Origin of the sequence: Paenibacillus sp. 1011MAR3C5 (genome assembly GCF_003591485.1) — a bacterium.
Lineage (GTDB): Bacteria > Bacillota > Bacilli > Paenibacillales > Paenibacillaceae > Pristimantibacillus.
Genome location: NZ_QZCF01000002.1, coordinates 361,234 through 380,802 on the forward strand (window position 1 = coordinate 361,234; position 19,569 = coordinate 380,802).

General features: G+C 50.8%; 22 protein-coding genes. All 22 read left to right on the forward strand.

Features of this window, described 5'->3' with window-relative positions:
* The first annotated feature begins 18 nt into the window (after positions 1–18).
* Positions 19–315: a hypothetical protein gene (locus tag D3P07_RS06515; protein ID WP_119799360.1), complete on the forward strand. Its 297-nt coding sequence runs from the start codon at positions 19–21 to the stop codon at positions 313–315.
* Positions 316–433: 118 nt separating this feature from the next.
* Positions 434–778: a histidine triad nucleotide-binding protein gene (locus D3P07_RS06520; protein ID WP_119799362.1), complete on the forward strand. Its 345-nt coding sequence runs from the start codon at positions 434–436 to the stop codon at positions 776–778.
* A gap of 95 nt (positions 779–873) precedes the next feature.
* Entirely contained in the window at positions 874–1,047 is a 174-nt protein-coding gene (gene rpsU, locus D3P07_RS06525) for a 30S ribosomal protein S21 (protein WP_005547957.1), read from the forward strand.
* A 15-nt stretch (positions 1,048–1,062) separates the two neighbouring features.
* A complete protein-coding gene (locus tag D3P07_RS06530) occupies positions 1,063–1,506 on the forward strand; it encodes a GatB/YqeY domain-containing protein (RefSeq protein WP_119799364.1) in 444 nt (147 codons plus the stop codon).
* Between the two features lie 116 nt (positions 1,507–1,622).
* Positions 1,623–3,020 (forward strand): NfeD family protein, encoded by a 1,398-nt coding sequence (locus D3P07_RS06535; protein WP_119799366.1) that lies wholly within the window; start codon positions 1,623–1,625, stop codon positions 3,018–3,020.
* A 43-nt stretch (positions 3,021–3,063) separates the two neighbouring features.
* Positions 3,064–4,065 carry a flotillin-like protein FloA gene (gene floA / locus D3P07_RS06540; RefSeq protein ID WP_119799368.1) on the forward strand — a complete coding sequence of 334 codons (1,002 nt, stop codon included), beginning with the start codon at positions 3,064–3,066 and terminating at the stop codon, positions 4,063–4,065.
* Between the two features lie 55 nt (positions 4,066–4,120).
* Positions 4,121–4,636: a hypothetical protein gene (locus D3P07_RS06545; RefSeq protein ID WP_119799370.1), complete on the forward strand. Its 516-nt coding sequence runs from the start codon at positions 4,121–4,123 to the stop codon at positions 4,634–4,636.
* Positions 4,637–4,932: 296 nt separating this feature from the next.
* Positions 4,933–5,211, forward strand: coding sequence for a sporulation protein YqfC (gene yqfC / locus D3P07_RS06550; RefSeq protein ID WP_119799372.1), 279 nt, complete (start codon positions 4,933–4,935; stop codon positions 5,209–5,211).
* Positions 5,212–5,230: 19 nt separating this feature from the next.
* Positions 5,231–6,424: a sporulation protein YqfD gene (gene yqfD, locus D3P07_RS06555; protein WP_119799374.1), complete on the forward strand. Its 1,194-nt coding sequence runs from the start codon at positions 5,231–5,233 to the stop codon at positions 6,422–6,424.
* 3 nt (positions 6,425–6,427) lie between these two features.
* Positions 6,428–7,402 carry a PhoH family protein gene (locus D3P07_RS06560; protein WP_397334536.1) on the forward strand — a complete coding sequence of 325 codons (975 nt, stop codon included), beginning with the start codon at positions 6,428–6,430 and terminating at the stop codon, positions 7,400–7,402.
* A 17-nt stretch (positions 7,403–7,419) separates the two neighbouring features.
* The gene (locus D3P07_RS06565) at positions 7,420–9,666 is read left to right on the forward strand and encodes an HD family phosphohydrolase (RefSeq protein WP_119799376.1); all 2,247 of its coding nucleotides are present in this window, start codon (positions 7,420–7,422) and stop codon (positions 9,664–9,666) included.
* Position 9,667: 1 nt separating this feature from the next.
* On the forward strand, positions 9,668–10,165 hold the full coding sequence (ybeY, locus tag D3P07_RS06570) for an rRNA maturation RNase YbeY (RefSeq protein ID WP_119799377.1): 498 nt from the start codon (positions 9,668–9,670) through the stop codon (positions 10,163–10,165).
* Between the two features lie 20 nt (positions 10,166–10,185).
* Positions 10,186–10,530, forward strand: a complete 345-nt coding sequence (locus D3P07_RS06575; protein WP_310732543.1) for a diacylglycerol kinase family protein — start codon at positions 10,186–10,188, stop codon at positions 10,528–10,530.
* Between the two features lie 19 nt (positions 10,531–10,549).
* Positions 10,550–10,984 (forward strand): cytidine deaminase, encoded by a 435-nt coding sequence (locus tag D3P07_RS06580; RefSeq protein ID WP_119799380.1) that lies wholly within the window; start codon positions 10,550–10,552, stop codon positions 10,982–10,984.
* Positions 10,985–10,989: 5 nt separating this feature from the next.
* Positions 10,990–11,913 (forward strand): GTPase Era, encoded by a 924-nt coding sequence (gene era / locus D3P07_RS06585; RefSeq protein WP_119799382.1) that lies wholly within the window; start codon positions 10,990–10,992, stop codon positions 11,911–11,913.
* Positions 11,914–12,003: 90 nt separating this feature from the next.
* Complete coding sequence (locus tag D3P07_RS06590; RefSeq protein ID WP_119799384.1) at positions 12,004–12,153, forward strand: YqzL family protein; 150 nt, start codon at positions 12,004–12,006, stop codon at positions 12,151–12,153.
* Positions 12,154–12,208: 55 nt separating this feature from the next.
* Entirely contained in the window at positions 12,209–12,952 is a 744-nt protein-coding gene (gene recO, locus D3P07_RS06595; protein ID WP_119799385.1) for a DNA repair protein RecO, read from the forward strand.
* Between the two features lie 330 nt (positions 12,953–13,282).
* Complete coding sequence (gene glyQ / locus D3P07_RS06600) at positions 13,283–14,161, forward strand: glycine--tRNA ligase subunit alpha (RefSeq protein ID WP_119799989.1); 879 nt, start codon at positions 13,283–13,285, stop codon at positions 14,159–14,161.
* Between the two features lies 1 nt (position 14,162).
* Positions 14,163–16,244, forward strand: a complete 2,082-nt coding sequence (gene glyS / locus D3P07_RS06605; protein ID WP_119799387.1) for a glycine--tRNA ligase subunit beta — start codon at positions 14,163–14,165, stop codon at positions 16,242–16,244.
* A 40-nt stretch (positions 16,245–16,284) separates the two neighbouring features.
* Complete coding sequence (locus tag D3P07_RS06610; protein WP_119799389.1) at positions 16,285–17,106, forward strand: pyruvate, water dikinase regulatory protein; 822 nt, start codon at positions 16,285–16,287, stop codon at positions 17,104–17,106.
* Positions 17,107–17,197: 91 nt separating this feature from the next.
* On the forward strand, positions 17,198–17,665 hold the full coding sequence (locus tag D3P07_RS06615; RefSeq protein WP_119799990.1) for a YaiI/YqxD family protein: 468 nt from the start codon (positions 17,198–17,200) through the stop codon (positions 17,663–17,665).
* Positions 17,666–17,730: 65 nt separating this feature from the next.
* The gene (gene dnaG / locus D3P07_RS06620; protein ID WP_119799391.1) at positions 17,731–19,560 is read left to right on the forward strand and encodes a DNA primase; all 1,830 of its coding nucleotides are present in this window, start codon (positions 17,731–17,733) and stop codon (positions 19,558–19,560) included.
* Positions 19,561–19,569 lie beyond the last annotated feature (9 nt).

The window sequence follows — 19,569 nt, forward strand, 5'->3', positions numbered from 1 at the left end:
ATCGGGAGGCTGATGACTATGAACAATGTCAATCCACATTTGACACAAAACAAAAATGTTTGCGAGAAACATCTTAATCGTTACGTGGTGATCCAAACAAGCGACGGCCAGTATCATGATGGAATCGTGGAAAGCGTAGATGACGAAAATGTGTATCTGGCGATCCCATTCTGTCCGGGGGACGAAAGAGCTTTTCTCCCGTATGGCGGCTACGGCTACGGCTACGGCGGTTACTATCCGCGCAGGCGCTTTTACCGCAGAGGATTTCCACTTGGCGGCTTGCTGGCCCTTTCTTTATTGCCGTTTTTTATCTAGCAAAAATCCGTACGAATTGCGCCGAACATGGACTAACCCATGTTCGGCGTTCGTGCATTGGACTAGCGCTCATTTTTTTTGTATGATAGTAGGTAGGAAATGGTGAGGAGGTAGAAAAATGGACTGCATTTTCTGTAAAATCGTTGAAGGTTCCATCCCGTCGACCAAAGTGTTCGAAAACGACCGTGTGCTGGCGTTCCAGGATATTCAGCCGGCGGCTCCCGTACATATATTGATTATCCCGAAAAAACATATTCCGACCATGAACGATGTCGCGGATGAGGATAACGAATTGATCGGAGAGCTGTTTGCCGTTGCCAGGCAAATCGCCAAAGAGCAAGGCATCGCGGAAGCGGGCTACCGCCTGGTTAACAACGTGAACAGCGATGGCGGACAAGTCGTCTACCACTTGCATATCCACTTGCTGGGCGGTAAGAAGCTTGGCGCATTACTTGCAACCTAACGGAAGTTGACACTGGGTTTTAGTTTACTTTATAATGAAGTTTGATAAACCGTGTTATAGCTCTGGACGGTCTGTTTCGGAGGGAGGGAAAACTGGTGTCTGAAACTAAAGTTCGCAAAAACGAAACTATTGATGCTGCGCTTCGCCGCTTTAAACGTTCCATCGCTAAAGACGGTGTGCTCGCTGAGGTGAAAAAACGCAAGCATTATGAAAAGCCAAGTGTAAAGCGCAAGAAAAAGTCCGAGGCTGCGCGTAAGAGAAAGTTTTAGGAGGAGCCTTGCATAATGAACCTGAGCGAACGATTGACCGACGATATGAAGCAAGCCATGAAGAGTCAGGACAAGTTCAAGCTGACCACTATTCGTATGATGCGTGCGGCAGTGAAAAACTTGGAGATTGATTTAAAGCGACCCCTGGAAGATAATGAAGTGCTTGATATATTGAGTCGTGAAATCAAAATACGTAAAGATTCCCTCCAAGAATTTAAAAAAGCCGGCCGTGATGACCTGGTAACAGGTCTTGCAGCAGAAATTGAAATTATTAGTCAATACCTTCCCGAGCAGCTGACTGAAGAAGAGATTCAAGAGATAGTAAGGCAGACCATCCATGAACTCGGTGCTTCTTCCAAAGCCGATATGGGGAAAGTGATGGGCGCCCTCATGCCTAAGACAAAGGGACGCGCAGACGGTAAACTAGTAAATCAAGCAGTTATGCAATTTCTGCAATAGCATACGATGCGGACACAAAACACCCCTTTATTGGGGTGTTTTTTTCTAATTGTTGAAACAATACGAACATTGTTACGTAATACAGGTAATACTATCTTGTAAAAAGGAGGGCGCCAATGGTTAAACAACGACGAATATGGCTGCATACAAAGACACTGCTGCTTCCGTTGATGCTTATAGCTGTACTAACCATTTCGTTAACGTCGGTCATGCTTCCCGCTGCGTTTGCCTCATCTGAGGAGACTGCTTCACAGGGCGATGCCGGAACGGCTGTCGTCATCGTACCCGTGAAGCAGAAGGTGGAGCAGGGACTGCTTTCCTTCATGGAGAGAGCCTTCAAGGAGGCGCAGGAAGCAAAGGCCGAGCATATTGTGCTTGTTGTGAACACGCTTGGCGGCCGTGTCGACAGCGCAAGCGAAATCGGGGAACTGATTCGCACCAGTCCGATTCCGACGACTGCATTCGTAGAAGGCAAGGCCGTATCGGCAGGGACATATATCGCGCTGAACGCCAATCATATTGCGATGCAGCCGGGCAGTACAATTGGCGCAGCTGCCGTCGTTGACGGAAGCGGGACGCTTATTGAAGATCCGAAGACGATATCGTTCTGGGTCGGACAGATGACGGAAGCCGCGAAGCTGAATGGCAGAGACCCTAATATCGCTGCGGCAATGGTGGACAAGTCAGTTGCCGTGGATATGACAGATACGATCGGCCGGGAGAAGAAGCCGGGAGAGATCTTGTCCTTGTCCGCTACCGACGCGGAGAAAGTCGGTTATTCCGAGCTTACGGCGAGCAGCGTTGAGGATGTAGTCAAATGGCTGGGGCTGGATAATCGTACCATGATCGAGATACAGCCTTCGCTTGCAGAGGAAGTGGCACGCTTCCTGGTCAACCCTGTCGTAACAACGATTTTGCTTATAATCGGCATCGCAGGTGTTGCGATTGAGCTGCTTGTTCCAGGCTTTGGAGCTCCGGGCATTATAGGACTGTTAGGTTTCGGTCTCTTTTTCTTCGGCTCTTATGTATCGGGACTGGCAGGCATGGAAGCAATGGCTCTGTTCATCATAGGCATTATCTTAATGGTAATTGAGCTATTTGTGCCAAGCTTCGGCATATTGGGGCTGCTTGGCAGCGCGTCGCTGATAGCCGCGGTTGTCATGTCGGCGCCTAATCCGAAGACCGGATTTATCTCGCTCGGCGTGGCGGTGGCCGCCGCTGCGGTCATCGTAGCTTTGTTCGCCAGAACCAATAAAGGCCGGGGCATCTGGAACAAATTTATTTTGAGAGACAAATTGGGAACGGAAGAAGGCTACTTGTCAGCGGATGTTCAGAATTCACTAGTGGGTGAACGAGGAATAGCTCTGACAACGCTGCGCCCTTCGGGCACCGCACAAATTGGCGATAGCCGGGTCGATGTTGTTACGACGGGTGAATTTATCGATTCGGGCAAGCCGGTTGTGGTCATCAAGGCGGAAGGAACCTGGGTTGTTGTGAAAGAAGTAAAGAATTGAAATGAATAGTCCCCTGTTAATAAGGGAAATGGAGGTTATCGATATGTTCGCTGAATTGGATCCTGTTGTATCGTTTCTGATTATCGCCGTGTTGGTCATTATTTTACTTTCGGTATTCCTGAGCTTCTTCCCGTTTATGCTCTGGATATCCGCTCTCGCGTCAGGCGTGCGCATTAGCATTATTACGCTGGTTGCGATGAGATTGCGCCGGGTCGTCCCGAGCCGAATTGTCAACCCGCTGATCAAAGCGACCAAGGCGGGCCTCGGGCTCAATATTAACCAGCTGGAAAGTCACTTTCTCGCAGGCGGTAACGTCGACCGGGTTGTCAATGCGCTAATCGCAGCGCAACGTGCCAACATCCCATTGCAATTCGAGCGTGCGGCAGCAATCGATCTTGCGGGCCGTGATGTATTGCAAGCTGTACAGATGAGCGTTAACCCGCGTGTAATCGAGACGCCGATTGTTGCAGCTGTTGCAAAAGACGGAATTGAAGTAAAAGTAAAAGCGCGTGTAACGGTGCGCGCCAACATCGACCGACTCGTCGGCGGCGCCGGCGAAGAGACAATTATTGCCCGCGTAGGCGAAGGTATCGTAACCACGGTCGGTTCGTCGAATTCCCATAAAGATGTATTGGAAAATCCTGATCTAATCTCACGTACTGTGCTCGGCAAAGGTCTTGATGCGGGCACGGCTTTCGAAATCCTGTCCATCGATATCGCGGATGTGGATGTAGGCAAAAACATTGGAGCCCACCTGCAGACGGAACAAGCCGAAGCCGATAAAAAAATCGCTCAGGCGAAAGCCGAGGAGCGCAGAGCGATGGCCGTTGCGCAGGAGCAGGAGAACAAAGCCAAGGTCGTGGAGATGGAAGCAAGAGTTGTGGAATCCGAGTCGCAGGTTCCGCTTGCCATGGCAGAAGCGCTTAAAAGCGGCAAGCTAGGCGTCATGGACTACATGAACTTGAAAAACATCGAAGCGGATACAAAAATGAGATCCTCCATTGGCGAAACGGATGGTCAGACTGACGAGAAAGACGGACGTTAACGCTGCCGGTAGCTAGCCTAATCAATGGCAAGCTGTCTTATGGAGGTGAAGCAACGTGGATATCATTGAGTTTTTGACCAAAAACTTTTACTTCATTTTGATTGCAATATTTTTTGTAGCGAGATTGTTCAGCAACTCCGGGAAGAAAGGCCAGACTCCCGGAAGAATGCCGGACTTCGGCGGTGAACCGGCTAACGGTGGTCCGCAAGAGCGGACTCCGGAGCAGCAAGCGCGGCCTGTGAGCCAGCAGGAGCGTCCAGTACTTCAGCAGGAGCGCCCTGACACGGTTTACCGCACGCAGTGGAAATCGGAGGAGCAGGGTGAAGATGTATTCCCCGGCGCCGATCGATTCGATCCGTACGCTGGAGATCGGCCTGTCCGGCGGTATGGGACGTCTGCGTCGTCACGCCAGACTCGTCCGTCATCTGCTGCAAGCAGAGCCTCTAATTCCGATGGGGGAATGATTGCCAACCCAACCAAAGGGCTTGCTAAGGATGATCTTCGCAAAGCTTTTATCTGGTCGGAGGTGCTTGGACCGCCTAAGGCCAAACGACCGTATCGCCGATCATAAGCAGAATAAGACCTTCGTTCCATTCCTTGGAATCGAAGGTCTTTTTTTATTGCCTCCGCTTCAATCCGCAAACCCTCCGTTTTTCCTCAGGAATCACATAATTAGCCTGCGCCGAGCATATTTTGGTATAGCACATCTATAACGTCATAGCTATGTTTTCGACGCTATGTCATTAGGTCTGCTTCCAGCAAACCTTAGCAACTGCTTACGATGCCAGGTTTTCTTCGAAAACCTTAGCAACTGCTTACGATGCCAGGTTTTCTTCGAAAACCTTTGAGGAGGGGCTCATTCAATCCATGCGACATCTGAAACGGAAATTTCATAAGCTGACGGCCGAACTGCTCGATATGCCTCAAGATGTCGTATATGACCTTCCCAGGCTTACAATGATTGGCGACAGGCAGCTCTATATCGAAAATCATCGTGGCGTCGTCCACTTCACCAGCGACCGCCTGAGGCTGGCTTTGAGCAAGGGAGAGCTGGAGGTGACCGGCAGTTCGCTGGTTATTCGGACAATATGGACGGAAGAAGTATTCATCGAAGGCGTGATTACCAATATACAGTTGCTTCCATAATGAATAGGGGGAGAACGAAGTGAGGGAAAAAGGGGTATTATGGTTAAAGGGTGTCGTTGTGGTAGAGACGAGGGGCGGCAAGCCCGAGGAGCTCGTGAACAAAGCGATGGCAGGGGGGCTTGGCCTGTCTGCCATTCGTTGGACAAGCAAAGGGAAGCTGCAATTTGAGTTATCTGTTGGCGACTTTTTTCGCCTTCGTCCGTATTTAAAAGAGACAGGCTGCCGGGTGCATGTCACTGAACGCAAAGGGCTTCCCTTCTGGCTTGTGAAAGCCGAGAAGCGAATCTGGTTCTCCTTGGGCATCGTCTTGTTCTTTGCCATTATATTCATGCTCTCCTCGCTCGTATGGAATGTTGAGGTCGAGGGCAATGTGAAGCTGACGGACGAGCAGGTGCTGCAAGCGGCCAAGCAGGAAGGGCTGTACCCGATGCAATGGTCCTTCAGGCTGCAGGATGCCGACGTCATCTCCAAGAAGCTGGTCAACTCGCTGCCGGGCACGACTTGGGTCGGTGTGGAGAAAAAAGGGACAAAGGTTCGCATTCAGGTTGTTGAGATGACGCTGCCTGAGACGCCGTCGCTTCAAAATCCCCGTCATTTGGTTGCTTCCGCTGATGGTGTTGTAACGCAGATTATAGCGGAGGCTGGCAAAGCGGTCGTGAAGAAAAATACGCGCGTCAAAAAGGGGCAGACCCTCATCTCCGGCTTGATCGGCTCCGAGACGAATTCCAAGGTCGTTGTCGCCAAAGGAATCGTACGCGGGCTGGTCTGGTATGAATTCAAGGTGGAGGCGCCTCTGGTCCAGCAGGTGAAGGTATACACGGGCGAGAAAAAGTCGAAGTGGTATGCGGTATTGGGCTCCAGGGGGCTTCAGGTGAGCGGATTCGGAAAGGACGAGTACGTGCAATCGGAGACGATTACACATGAGGAGCGTATTTCCTGGAGAAAATGGTCGCTGCCGATTGGCCGAATGAAAGAAACGGTTATGGAGACGGAGCTGCAGGAGCGGACGATTACCGTCGAAGAAGCGAAAAGCGTCGGATTGCTGCAAGCCAAAGCGGATGTCATCGAAAAAGCAGGTCTTGATGCCGTCATCGTCGATGAAATTGTTTTGCATGAAGAGGCTGACAATGGTAAAGTTTATATGAAAGTTCTTTTTGAAGTGGAGCAATCGTTGGTCACAGAAATGCCATTAGTCCAGATGCAGGGAGACTGAGAATTGTTGCAAAATGAATCGACTACAGTAAAAGTTCCGCTCGAGAATGCTGCTGAAGGCTTAGCTGTTTTCGGGCCTCAGGATAAGTTTTTGCGATTGGTGCAAGAAAGCGTCGAATCGACAATCGCTACACGCGAAGCCGAGATTGTCATTACAGGCCCCGTCAAGGAAACAGAATCGCTGGAGCAATTGTTCCGCGTGCTGCTGCAGCTCGTTCGCGGCGGCTATAACCCGACGGAACGTGATATTGCCTATGCGCTGGAGCTGGCTCGCACCATGCAGGCGGAGGAACTGCTGGATCTCTTCAAGAAAGAAGTAGCAACGACCTTCCGCGGCAAAAAAATTATGGTTAAGACAATTGGACAGCGTCATTACGTGAAGACGATTAGAAAAAAAGATATCGTGTTCGGCATAGGCCCGGCAGGCACAGGCAAAACCTATCTGGCTGTCGTATTGGCTGTTGCCGCATTGAAGGAAGGCTCCGTCAAGCGTATTGTGTTGACGCGTCCCGCTGTGGAAGCGGGTGAGAATCTGGGCTTTTTGCCAGGCGATCTGCAAGAGAAGGTAGACCCTTACTTGAGGCCGCTCTATGATGCGCTCCATGATGTGCTTGGCCCAGATCAGACGGTCAAGGCGATGGAACGCGGGCTAATTGAGATCGCTCCGCTGGCGTATATGCGCGGCAGAACGCTGGATGACTCCTTTATCATTCTGGACGAGGCGCAGAATACGACGCCTGAGCAGATGAAGATGTTCCTTACACGTCTGGGCTTTGGTTCCAAGATGGTCATTACGGGCGATGTGACGCAGATCGACTTGCCAAGAGGCAAGACATCGGGCCTCATAGAAGCGCAGCGTATCCTGAAGGGCATCGAAGAGATCGGACTTATTTACTTCACCGAAGGCGATGTTGTGCGTCACTCCCTCGTACAGAAGATTATTATGGCGTATGATGTGCATGCCGAGAATAAAACCTAGAGAGGATGGATAGCCGCATGAACCAGAACGGGACAAGCAAGCAGGCCACCGGAAAATCAGCCAGGATACAAGGCTGGAGACAAAGTCCTGCCGGAAGATGGACGCTCATGGCCATGTTCGTGCTGCTATTCTATATCAGTCTTGCGCCGCATGTCATACCGGAGACGTATGATATCGCAGAAGGTTCGGTTAGCGAAAAGGATATTAAAGCTCCCTTCCAGATTAAGGACGAGAAGGCGACTCGCCAGGCTGAGGAAGAGGCGGCTAACCGGATCGAGGATACTTACAATATCGTAGCAATGAAAAACGAAGCGCTGGTTGAACAAATCTTGTACCGGATCGAGCAGCTTAATATGGACGATCAGGTGACGAACCAAGATAAAGTGGAAATCTACCGACGAGAAATTCCGAAACGGTATAACGAGCATATTGATATGTTTGCCAATCTTAATAAAGGCAAAGGTACATATTCTGATACGCTTCTGGAAGAGATGACCAGAGTCACTAAGGACCAGAAGTATGAGATTCCGGAAGAGACGTTCTATAAAATGCCGCAGTTGACAAGCGAGCAGCTGATCGAGATGCGCATCGTAGCTATAAACATCGTCAAGAAGCTGATGATCGAGCAATTAAGGGAAGCGGAAACGGCCCGGACGCAAGTGGCTGAGCTGGTCAATGCAAGCTCGTTGTCGAACCGGACAGCAAGGGAAATTGTGCAGGAGTTGGCGCGCTTTGCGATTATGCCAAACAAATTCCTTGATAAGGAAGCGACTGAGGAAGCGCGCGTTCTAGCGAAGCAGAATACGCCGCCTGTCGTCATCAAGGAAGGCGACTTCTTGGTCAAGCGGGGACAAACGATTACGCCGGAGCTGTACAAGCTGTTATCGGATTCGAATTTGCTGCAGGATAAGAAGCATTATTGGCCTCAAATGGGCTTGCTAATGCTTTCCCTGATGTTCATCATCGTGATATACGTCTATCTCCATCAATCGGGCGGCATTAACGGGCTGAAGCCGCGTTACGGCAACGCTCAGCTGCTTATGTTATGGTTGATTTATTTGATCAATACCATTACGATTCAGATTATCGGATTTACGCAGACGGATAATGCTTCATATATCGGCTATTTGGCGCCTGCCGCGCTGGGAGCGATGCTGATCACGCTTCTGCTGGACATGCATTTGGCGATAATCAGTTCGTTTATCTTTGCCATTATGGGCAGCATGATTCTGAATACGCATTCCAGCCAGCTGTTTGATTTCAGATTCGGATTTTTCATAATGGTCGTATCTTTGGCAGCTGTATTCGCTATCCATCGGGCAAGCCAGCGATCGGCCATTCTGAAGGCCGGCATTATGGTGAGTCTGTTCGGAACATGCGCTGTAGCGGCTATCCTGCTTATGTCTGAGCAACTGGACCGGATGCCGTTTATCTACTCGCTGTCCTTTGCGTTCGCAAGCGGTTTGCTGACAGCCGTCCTTGTCATCGGTCTTATGCCATTCTTCGAGGTTACGTTCGGCATCCTGTCTGCGCTGAAGCTGGTAGAGCTGTCCAACCCTAACCATCCGCTGCTGCGCAAGCTGCTGACGGAGACACCAGGTACGTACCATCATAGCGTCATGGTAGGCAATTTGGCGGAAGCTGCGGCCGAGTCGATCGGGGCAGACGGTCTGTTATGCAGAGTCGGCTCCTATTATCATGACATCGGCAAGACGAAGCGGCCGAACTACTTCATCGAAAACCAGACAAATATCGAGAATCCGCATGATACGATCGATCCCAAGCTCAGCAAATCTATTATTGTGGCGCATGCGAAGGATGGCTCGGAAATGCTTAAGGCGCATAATATTCCTAAGCCGCTTCGGGATATCGCCGAGCAGCATCATGGAACAACATCGTTGAAATACTTCTACCATAAGGCGCTTAAGCAAGCGGAAGAGCAGGGCGTAGAACCGAACTTCACGGAAGACGACTTCCGTTATCCGGGTCCGAAGGCGCAATCCAAAGAAGCAGCTATTGTGGGCATTGCGGATTGTATTGAAGCAGCGGTACGCAGCTTGCGCAATCCTACTGTCGAGCATGTAGAAGCGATGATCAACAAAATTATTAAAAGCCGATTGGATGACAATCAATATAACGAATGCGATCTGACCATGAAGGAATTGGACAAGGTTGCGCATTCTTTGAAGGAAAGCATTATCGGGATCTTCCACTCCCGGATCGAATATCCGGATGACGTGAAGGCGAAGGAGCGGACAAGTTAGCATGAGCTTGCAATTGGATTACAGCAACGAGCAAGATAAGATTGACATACCGGAAGAATGGATCGGACTTCTGACCGAGCTGCTGCAGCTCGCCGGTGAAGCCGAAGGGATGTCGGAGGGCGAAGTGACGTTAACCTTTATCGATGATGAGGGCATTCACGCCCTCAATCGCGATTATAGAGGAATTGACCGACCGACGGATGTATTGTCCTTTGCCATGCAGGATGAAGGTACAGACGAACTGGATATCATCTTTGAGGTGGAAAGCGAGGATGAGCCGGATCCTATATCGGGCATGCTAGGCGATATTATTATTTCCGTGGAGCGTGCGGTTGCCCAAAGCGAGGATTATGGTCATTCGCTAAAGAGAGAGATCGGATTTTTGTTCGTTCACGGATTTCTGCACCTGATTGGCTATGATCATCAGGATGAGGAGTCCGAAGCGGTTATGACGGCCAAGCAGGAGGCCGTACTTCAGAAAGCGGGTTTGACCAGATAATGGGCCGGTTCTTGAGAAGCGTGGGATTCGCGTTATCAGGAATAATGTTCGCCATTCGCACACAGCGTCATATGCAAATTCATTGCATAGCTGCCGTCCTTGTCATTGGACTTGGATGGCTGCTGTCGTTATCGTCTGCAGAGTGGGCGCTTATCCTTTTTGCAATTGTACTTGTAATTAGTCTGGAACTGGTCAACACAGCCATTGAGCAAGCCGTTGATTTGGCAAGTCCAGAGCGCCATCCTATTGCCAAGGCTGCCAAAGATACGGCCGCAGGCGCGGTGCTTGCGGGAACATTAGGCGCAATTGCAATTGGCGTTATCATTATCGGGCCGCCCTTGTGGCGGCTGTTATTCGCTTCGTAAGGAAGGAGATTTTTAACGTATGGAATTTGAAGGGCTATCTCAATCCTATACAACGCTAATGCGCGCCGCAGAGGAAGTCATGCGACGCGCTTACGTGCCTTATTCGGGATTCCAGGTTGGCGCGGCATTGCTGGATTCGGACGGTCATGTGCACGAAGGCTGCAATGTCGAGAATGCTGCATATGGTCCGACGAACTGTGCAGAGCGCACCGCGCTGTTTCGGGCTATTGCCGATGGGAAGCAAGCGGGTACGTTCAAGGCTATTGCTGTGATCGGAGCTACGGAAGGACCGATCTCGCCATGCGGCATATGCCGCCAAGTGTTGGTGGAGCTCTGTCCGCCTGATATGCCGGTTATTATGGGGAATACAAAAGGCGACTGGACCATGACTACCGTAACCGAGTTATTGCCAGGGGCGTTCACGCCCTCATCGCTTCACAAGGAGGAACGATAGAATCCATGAATCAATCAACCAGTAACACCAAAGGCGGAAACAAATTTCGCTCCGGCTTCGTAGCTATTATCGGAAGGCCAAATGTAGGCAAGTCGACACTTATGAATCATTTGATCGGGCAGAAGATTGCGATTATGTCGGATAAGCCGCAAACCACGCGCAACAAAATTCATGGCGTCTATACGACGGAGGATACGCAAATCGTATTTCTGGATACGCCAGGTATTCATAAGCCGCAATCCAAGCTGGGCAATTATATGATGAAGACTGCGGAGAGCGCCTTGAAGGAAGTAGAGGCGGCGTTATTTTTAGTTGATGTATCCGAAGGAATCGGCGGCGGCGACCGATTCATTATCGAACAGCTCAAAAAAGTGAAAACGCCTGTATTTCTGGTCATGAACAAAATCGATATGATAGAGCCCGAAAAGCTGCTGCCTATGATTACACAGTATAATGAGCTTTACGAATTTGCGGAAACTGTGCCCATCTCGGCGTTGAACGGCAATAACGTAAGCACGCTGCTGGAGCAGATCAGCCGCTACTTGCCGGAAGGCCCGCAATATTATCCGGCGGATCAAATTACCGATCATCCGGAACAATTCGTCTGCGCAGAGCTTATCCGGGAGAAGATTCTTCATATGTCTCGTGAAGAGATCCCGCATTCCATTGCGGTCACGATTGAAGATATGAAAGTCCAGGAGAACGGAGTTGTGTATATCGGTGCAGTCATCTATGTCGAGCGCGACTCTCAGAAGGGGATCATCATCGGGAAGCGCGGCGACTTCTTGAAGGAAGTGGGCAAGCAAGCGCGGAAGGATATTGAAGCGTTGCTTGGTTCCCGTACCTTCCTGGAGCTGTGGGTGAAAGTGAAGAAGGACTGGCGGAATCAGGAGCGTGTGCTCAAAGATCTTGGCTTCCGTCATGACTGACGTTTTTTGCTAAGGATACGGGAGCCCGATCTGTCACATCCTATAATGTCTGGAGCAGCAGCATTTCCGAGGCGAAAGGGATGAATACGTATGCGAGATTTTTCGTGGAAGTATTTTACGTTGACCGGGGATGTCGAATCCTTCATGCTTTATAAGGAAATGGATCAATACGGATTGTCCGCCCATCCAAGCGCTGCAGAGGGCTTTGATGAAGAACTCGCGGGAGAAGATGCGGAGTAAGGACTAAGGCAGCCTAGGCAGCTGTTATGGCTCGTTTCATGGGGGAGACGAAGGGATGCTTTATCGGGTAGAAGGAATCGTAATTCGCAGCATGGATTACGGGGAAAGCAATAAGATTGTGACACTGCTGACGAAGACGAACGGGAAAGCGGGCGTAATGGTCCGCGGCGCCAAAAAAGTGAAGAGCCGGCATTCTTCGCTGGCACAGCCCTTCACATATGGCGAATACCAATATTTCCGGAGCCAAGGCCTCGGAACGCTTAATCATGGTGAGATTATTGAATCTCACCATGATTTGCGTATGCAGTTGGACCTTTCCGCTTACGCATCTTATGCGGCGGAGCTGACGGATCGTATTATTCATGACGATGAGCCCACTGGCTTTCATTTTGAGCAATTAAAGGCATTCTTGTCCGCTCTGGATGCAGGGAAGGATCCGCAGATCGTGACACATCTCTATGAGATGAGAGTCTTGACGCTGGCCGGCTATGCGCCAGAGATGGAAGAATGCGTTTCATGCGGGAATCGGGTTGGTCCTTTCCGCTTGTCTGCGCAAGGCGGGGGCATTCTATGCGGGAGATGCGTCAATCGCGATTCTTCGGCTCATGTCTTAAGCGAGGGGGCGTACAAGCTGCTTCGATTGTTCAATAAGCTCGACATGCGCAGACTCGGCTCCATCGCGGTGAAGCCGGAGACAAAGCAGGAGTTAAAGCTTGTAATGCGTCAACTGATGGACATCCAGCTAGGCTTGCAGCTGAAATCTCGCAATTTCCTGGATCAGCTTGATAAATTAGTTTGACTTTTGCAATCGAGATGAATAGAATAGTAAATTATGAATAGTGGACAATGATGGAGAAAGTAATCATGAGTAGTCACAAGCTCAGCGAGCCGGGGAAAGTGGAAGCCCGGTTGGACGTTCATGATGAAAGGCGCTCCGGAGTCCGATCGAACTAAGGCGGGTTGTCTTGCGGCGCAGGATGGCCAAGTAGGGTGGAACCGCGGGAATCACAACTCTCGTCCCTACGTCTGTGAGCAGACGTAGAGGCCGGGAGTTTTTTGTATGCCGCTGCCAATACATAAGTTGCTCAGAGTCCTGATTGGACAAAAAACGAAAAAGGAGTCGAGCCGAATGAATTTTCAAGGTATGATTTTGACGCTGCAGCAGTTTTGGGCGGAACAGAATTGCATTTTGGTACAGCCATACGACGTAGAGAAAGGCGCGGGCACGATGAATCCGATGACCTTCCTGCGATCGATCGGCCCTGAGCCATGGAATGTGGCTTATGTCGAGCCTTCGCGTCGTCCAGCAGACGGCCGTTACGGTGAAAATCCGAACCGTCTGTATCAGCATCATCAATTCCAGGTGATTCTTAAGCCTTCGCCGGACAATATTCAGGAGCTGTATCTGGAGAGTCTGAAGCGGCTGGGCATTGACGCCAAGGATCACGATATCCGCTTTGTCGAAGACAACTGGGAATCTCCAACGCTTGGCGCGTGGGGTCTTGGCTGGGAAGTATGGCTGGATGGCATGGAGATCACGCAATTTACGTACTTCCAGCAAGTAGGCGGCATAGACGCAAATCCCGTTGCCGTGGAAATCACATACGGCATGGAGCGCCTGGCTTCTTATATTCAAGAGAAAGAGAATGTGTTCGATCTGGAGTGGGTGGACGGCGTAACCTACGGCGATGTATTCCTGCAACCGGAGTACGAGCATTCCAAATATACATTCGAAACGTCGGATACGGCTATGCTCTTCACTTTGTTCAACATGTACGAAGAAGAAGCGAAAAAAACGATGGAGCATCACCTGGTGTTCCCTGCCTATGATTACGTGCTGAAATGCTCGCATACATTCAATTTGCTGGATGCGCGCGGCGCTATCAGCGTAACGGAAAGAACGGGCTATATTACGAGAGTCCGCAACTTGGCCAGACAATGTGCGGCTACGTATCTGGAAGAGCGCGAGCGTCTAGGCTTCCCGTTGCTGAAGAAAGGAGCGGAATAGGATGGCAAAGGATCTATTGCTGGAAATCGGATTGGAAGAGGTGCCGGCGCGATTTGTACGGGCGGCTATGAACCAATTGAAGGATAAGACGGAGAAGTGGCTTGCGGATTCCCGTATTCCTCATGGAGAGATCGAAGCCTTTGCAACACCTAGAAGGCTTGCCGTGCTTGTGAAGGACGTTGCGGAGAAGCAGGCGGACAGCAATGAAGAAGCAAAAGGCCCTTCCCGTAAAATCGCACAAGACGAAGCGGGCAACTGGAGCAAAGCTGCGCTTGGCTTCGCCAGAAGCCAAGGCGTAGAGCCCGACCAGTTCTATTTTCAGGAGCTGGCTGGCGTTGAGTATGTTTATGCGAGAAAAAGCAGCATTGGAGCCGAGACGGCAGGTTTGCTGCCTGAAGGACTAAGCCATTTGATTACGTCCATGTCCTTTCCGAAGAACATGCGCTGGGGCGGCTATGAGCTTCGTTTCGTTCGCCCGATCCGCTGGATGGTGGCTTTGTTCGGAGCAGATATTATCCCGTTCGAAATTACGGGCGTATCGACCGGCAACATCTCACGCGGTCATCGCTTCCTAGGTACTGACGCTGTAGTCCGGGAGCCTGGACAATACCGTGAAGCGCTGCGCGAGCAGCACGTCATCGTAGATGTGAACGAGCGTGAGGCGCTTATTCTGAAGCAGCTGGATGAGCTAAAAGAAGAAAAGGGTTGGACAATCGCCGTCAAGGAAGATTTGCTGGAAGAGGTACTATTCCTCGTCGAATATCCGAATGCGCTACACGGCTCATTCGATCCGTCCTTCCTTCATATCCCGCAGGAAGTGCTGATTACCTCCATGCGTGAGCATCAGCGCTACTTCCCGGTGCTGGATGAGCAGGGCAAGCTGCTACCTTATTTCGTAACGGTGCGCAATGGCGACCTGCGCTCTATTGAGCTGGTTGCCAAAGGCAACGAGAAGGTCCTTCGCGCAAGGCTGTCTGATGCAAAGTTCTTTTATGCGGAAGATCATAAGCTGACGATCGAGCATGCGAACAGCAAGCTCGAATCCATTGTCTATCATGAAGAACTGGGGACGGTTGCAGATAAGGTGCGCCGGATTACAGCCATCTCCGAGACGATCGCAAGCAAGCTTGCGATTGGTCAAGAAGCGGCTTCGCAAGTATCCCGTGCCGCTTCGGTGTGCAAGTTTGACCTTGTATCGCAGATGGTCTATGAGTTCCCTGAGCTGCAAGGCATCATGGGGGAAGACTATGCGCGCAAGCTTGGCGAGAGCGAGCAGGTAGCCAAGGCGATTAACGAGCATTATCAGCCAAGATTCTCCGGAGATGCGGTTCCGTCCGAGGTGACAGGCGCTATCGTCAGTCTGGCGGACAAAATCGACACGATCGTGGGATGTTTCTCCATCGGCATTATTCCGACCGGCTCGCAAGACCCTTATGCATTGCGCAGACAGGCGGCAGGCATCGTGCATATTATGCTTTCTTTCGATTTTAAGCTTCAGCTTACGGAGCTGTACGATATTGCGCTGAATGTGCATAAGGAAAGAGGATTGAAACGTTCCGAAGCCGACGTACGTAAAGAATTAAACGACTTCTTTGCGCTGCGGGTGAAAAACTGGCTGTCGGAGCAAGGTTACCGTTACGATGTTGTGGATGCCGTCATGGCGGCAGGCTTCGATGATCTGGTTCAGACGTCAAACCGCGCTTCAGCGGTAGCTGCTTCTACGGCGGAAGAGTCGAAAGCGGAATTCAAGCTTGTTGTGGAGCAGTTCAACCGGGTAAGCAATCTGGCGTCTAAAGCAACGACTGACACAGTTGAGCCATCCTGGTTCACGGAGAGCGCCGAAGGGAATCTGTACGAGGCATGGCTTGCACAGCGTGAAGCTTGCCAGGCAGCCTTCGCGGAACGGAACATGGATCAAGCGCTTCAATCCTTGTCTTCGCTAAAGCCTGCGATTCAAGCTTACTTCGATAGTGTGATGGTTATGGCGCAAGACGAGAAGGTGCGCGACAACCGGCTGGCGACACTGAAGGGCATCGCGGATGATATCGCGCAAATCGCTGATTTCTCGAAGCTGGTTTGGTAATACAAGCTCTTCTTAATGCCAAAGGAAAGGATGAGGGAAGATGACGGAAGCAAGCCATAGGCCGGAAGTGATTGTCTATGTTGTATCCGATGCGGCAGGTGACACCGGCGAGCTGGTCGTTCGCGCCGCAATCGCGCAATTCCATCCGATCCATGCGGAGATTCGAAGAACGCCTTTCATCACAGACGAATCCGCCTTGCAGCGAATTACGGAGCAAGCGAAGCTCGCGCAGGCAATTGTCCTGTATACGCTCGTCATGCCGCAGCTGCGTGAAGGCATGAAGAGGCTTGCGGATAATAGCGGCATTGCCGCCATTGATTTGCTCGGTCCTTTTATCGAGACGCTGGAACAGCGGACGGGTCGCAAGTCGAGGCAAGAGCCCGGTCTTAATCACGTCTTGGATGCCGATTACTTCCGCAAGGTTGAGGCAGTGGAATTTGCGGTCAAGTATGACGATGCGAGAGATACTTCCGGTGTGCTGAAGGCAGATATTGTATTGGTCGGTGTGTCCCGTACGTCGAAGACGCCATTGTCCATGTACTTGGCCCATCAGAAGTACAAGGTGGCGAATGTGCCGCTCGTACCGGAGATCAAGCCGCCTGACGAGCTGTTCAAGCTTCCGAGGCAAAAAATTATCGGACTTACGATTAATACGTCTTATCTGAACGTCATTCGGAAGGAGCGTCTGAAGGCGCTTGGCTTGCCCAATACAGCAGCTTACGCAACAACAGACCGGATTGAAAAAGAATTGAAGTATGCGGAAGACATCATGAACAAGCTCGGTTGTTTTGTCATCGATGTATCGCATCGGGCTGTGGAAGAGACGGCCAGTCTCATCATGGAATATGTTCGAAGCCAATAACGTCTGCGTGAGCAGGATTTTTTCGCGAAGCCGCCGTATATAATAGATATAGTGGCAGATGCAGAATGCAGAACGAGCGGTGATGATCATAATGAACGAAAATCCGACTATTGTGGTAGATGCAGACGCTTGTCCGGTAAAGGCGGAAATCGTTGCTGCGGCAAGAGAATTTGGCGTTCCTGTATGGATGGTCGCTTCGTACGACCATCGCATGGAGCCGGGTGAAGGCGTGAAGGTTGTACAGGTCGATCGAAGCAGTCAATCGGTCGATCTGTATATCGTTAACCATGTCTCGGCAGGGGATATTGTCGTGACGCAGGACTTTGGACTTGCTTGCATGGTGCTGGGCAAGGGAGCTGTTGTCCTGTCGCCTCGAGGAGAGCAGTATACGAACGCCAACATTGACTACTTGATGGAGCGCAGGCATGAAAGCGCCAAGTGGAGGCGTGGCGGGGGCCGTACGAAGGGGCCTCGCGCGATGTCGCAAGACGATCGAGATGCTTTTCAACAAAAGATGACAAAACTTTTGAAAATCGAGCAGGAGAACCATGACGTTTAGCGAATATTATTTAGGACCTATTAAAGTCTATAGCGTTCTCTTGCTGGATGAAGGTGTGATGAACGATGACATACGGTAAAATACCGGAGGAAGTCATAGACGAGGTTCGCAAGCGTCATGACATCGTGGAAACGGTCGGGAAATACGTTCATCTTACGAAGCAGGGCAAATACATGAAGGGGTTATGTCCGTTTCATTCGGAGAAAACCCCTTCATTCACCGTTACGCCGGAGTTGCAGATTTTTCATTGCTACGGCTGCGGCAAGAGCGGCAATGTCATACGGTTCGTCGAGGAGATCGAGGGTTACTCGTTCCCTGAGGCGGTCCGGATACTTGCGGAGGAAGCGGATATTCCCGTTACCTGGATTTCAGAGAGCGGCAAGGGGCAAGCCCAGGATCCGAATCGGCAAAAAATCGTAGAAGCGCATGAGCTGGCCATCAAATTTTATCACTATCTGTTGAACAATACGAAGCAGGGAGATCGGGCCAAGCAATATTTGCGGGAGCGAGGCATGTCGGACCGGCTCATCGATCATTTTATGATCGGCTTTGCGCCTGACGAGTGGGATGTGCTCACCCGGTTTTTGACGGGAAGAGGCTTTGACCCGGCGCTTATGGAGAAGGGCGGTTTGTTATCGGCGAAAAATGACGGCAGCGGTTATGTTGACCGATTCCGCGGACGAATTATGTTTCCGGTATGGGATGGCAACGGCAAAGCAACGGCTTTTGCTGCGCGTATCATTAACGACGGTTCGCCGAAGTATCTCAATTCACCCGAGACGATGCTGTTCACGAAAAGCAGAACGCTCTACAACCTGCATTATGCGAAACCGGCCATTCGGAAGAGCAAGCAAGTTGTCGTGTTCGAGGGCTACATGGATGTCATCAAGTCATGGAACGCAGGCGTCAAGAACGGCGTTGCGACAATGGGTACGGCATTAACGGAAGAGCATTGCTCCATATTGAGGCGACATGCCGAGGAGGTTTTGCTTTGCTACGATGGCGACGACGCTGGACAAGCAGCCGCATACAAGTCTATTCCGATGCTTGAGGCGGCTGGGCTGAAGGTAGAAATCGCAATATTGCCGAAAGGCAAGGATCCGGATGAGTATATAGGTGAATACGGACCGGAAGCGTATATACGGGATGTCGTGGACGAGCCCGTCTCCGTTACAAAATTTAAGCTTATATATTCAAGGAAAAACCATATACTGCTAAAAGAAGAGGGTCGTAAAAACTATCTGATGGAAGCGGTAGAGATCGTGGCCGGACTTGACTCCTCTACGGAACGAGAAGTGTATTTGAAGGAATTGTCCCGGGAGTTCGATATTTCGCTGGAAGCGCTGAAGCAGGATTGCCACAGCATCCGGATGGAACAGCAAAAAAAGAAACCTGTCGGGGATAATAACGACAATTCGTGGAATAATGGTAGAAATGAAAAGCGCCGTACGTCCGGGGCGCCTAAGCTTCTGCCGGCATACACGTACGCGGAGCGGAGATTGCTGCATGTCATGATGCGGGATCGCGATGTGGCTGGAGCCGTACATGAACGGATTGGCGATTCCTTTAATGTAGAGGATCACGCAGCGCTTGCTGCTTATTTATACGCTTATTATGCAGGCGGATACGAGCCAGATGCCGCCCGGTTTATCGAGTCCTTGCATGATGATCGTCTGGAGGAGACGGCTTCTTCCATCTTGATGATGGATGGGGATTTCCCTTTTGACGAAACGGTAATGGATGCTTATATCGATACGGTGCTGAAGGTTCCGAAGCTTCGTGAGATTGAGGGCAAGAAGGAAGAAATGGTGCGCGCCGAGCGCGCTGGCGACACCATGAGGGCAGCGCGATTAGGTCTTGAGATTATAACCCTAGAGAGACAGCTTAAAGGTTGACTTCATGAT

What these genes read in the sequence shown, in the direction of transcription:
- D3P07_RS06515 (WP_119799360.1), top strand. Translation starts at nt 19, where the DNA reads ATGAACAATGTCAATCCACATTTGACACAAAACAAAAATGTTTGCGAG.
- D3P07_RS06520 (WP_119799362.1), top strand. Translation starts at nt 434, where the DNA reads ATGGACTGCATTTTCTGTAAAATCGTTGAAGGTTCCATCCCGTCGACC.
- D3P07_RS06530 (WP_119799364.1), top strand. Translation starts at nt 1,063, where the DNA reads ATGAACCTGAGCGAACGATTGACCGACGATATGAAGCAAGCCATGAAG.
- D3P07_RS06535 (WP_119799366.1), top strand. Translation starts at nt 1,623, where the DNA reads ATGGTTAAACAACGACGAATATGGCTGCATACAAAGACACTGCTGCTT.
- floA (WP_119799368.1), top strand. Translation starts at nt 3,064, where the DNA reads ATGTTCGCTGAATTGGATCCTGTTGTATCGTTTCTGATTATCGCCGTG.
- yqfC (WP_119799372.1), top strand. Translation starts at nt 4,933, where the DNA reads ATGCGACATCTGAAACGGAAATTTCATAAGCTGACGGCCGAACTGCTC.
- D3P07_RS06565 (WP_119799376.1), top strand. Translation starts at nt 7,420, where the DNA reads ATGAACCAGAACGGGACAAGCAAGCAGGCCACCGGAAAATCAGCCAGG.
- ybeY (WP_119799377.1), top strand. Translation starts at nt 9,668, where the DNA reads ATGAGCTTGCAATTGGATTACAGCAACGAGCAAGATAAGATTGACATA.
- D3P07_RS06580 (WP_119799380.1), top strand. Translation starts at nt 10,550, where the DNA reads ATGGAATTTGAAGGGCTATCTCAATCCTATACAACGCTAATGCGCGCC.
- era (WP_119799382.1), top strand. Translation starts at nt 10,990, where the DNA reads ATGAATCAATCAACCAGTAACACCAAAGGCGGAAACAAATTTCGCTCC.
- D3P07_RS06590 (WP_119799384.1), top strand. Translation starts at nt 12,004, where the DNA reads ATGCGAGATTTTTCGTGGAAGTATTTTACGTTGACCGGGGATGTCGAA.
- recO (WP_119799385.1), top strand. Translation starts at nt 12,209, where the DNA reads ATGCTTTATCGGGTAGAAGGAATCGTAATTCGCAGCATGGATTACGGG.
- glyQ (WP_119799989.1), top strand. Translation starts at nt 13,283, where the DNA reads ATGAATTTTCAAGGTATGATTTTGACGCTGCAGCAGTTTTGGGCGGAA.
- glyS (WP_119799387.1), top strand. Translation starts at nt 14,163, where the DNA reads ATGGCAAAGGATCTATTGCTGGAAATCGGATTGGAAGAGGTGCCGGCG.
- D3P07_RS06610 (WP_119799389.1), top strand. Translation starts at nt 16,285, where the DNA reads ATGACGGAAGCAAGCCATAGGCCGGAAGTGATTGTCTATGTTGTATCC.
- D3P07_RS06615 (WP_119799990.1), top strand. Translation starts at nt 17,198, where the DNA reads ATGAACGAAAATCCGACTATTGTGGTAGATGCAGACGCTTGTCCGGTA.
- dnaG (WP_119799391.1), top strand. Translation starts at nt 17,731, where the DNA reads ATGACATACGGTAAAATACCGGAGGAAGTCATAGACGAGGTTCGCAAG.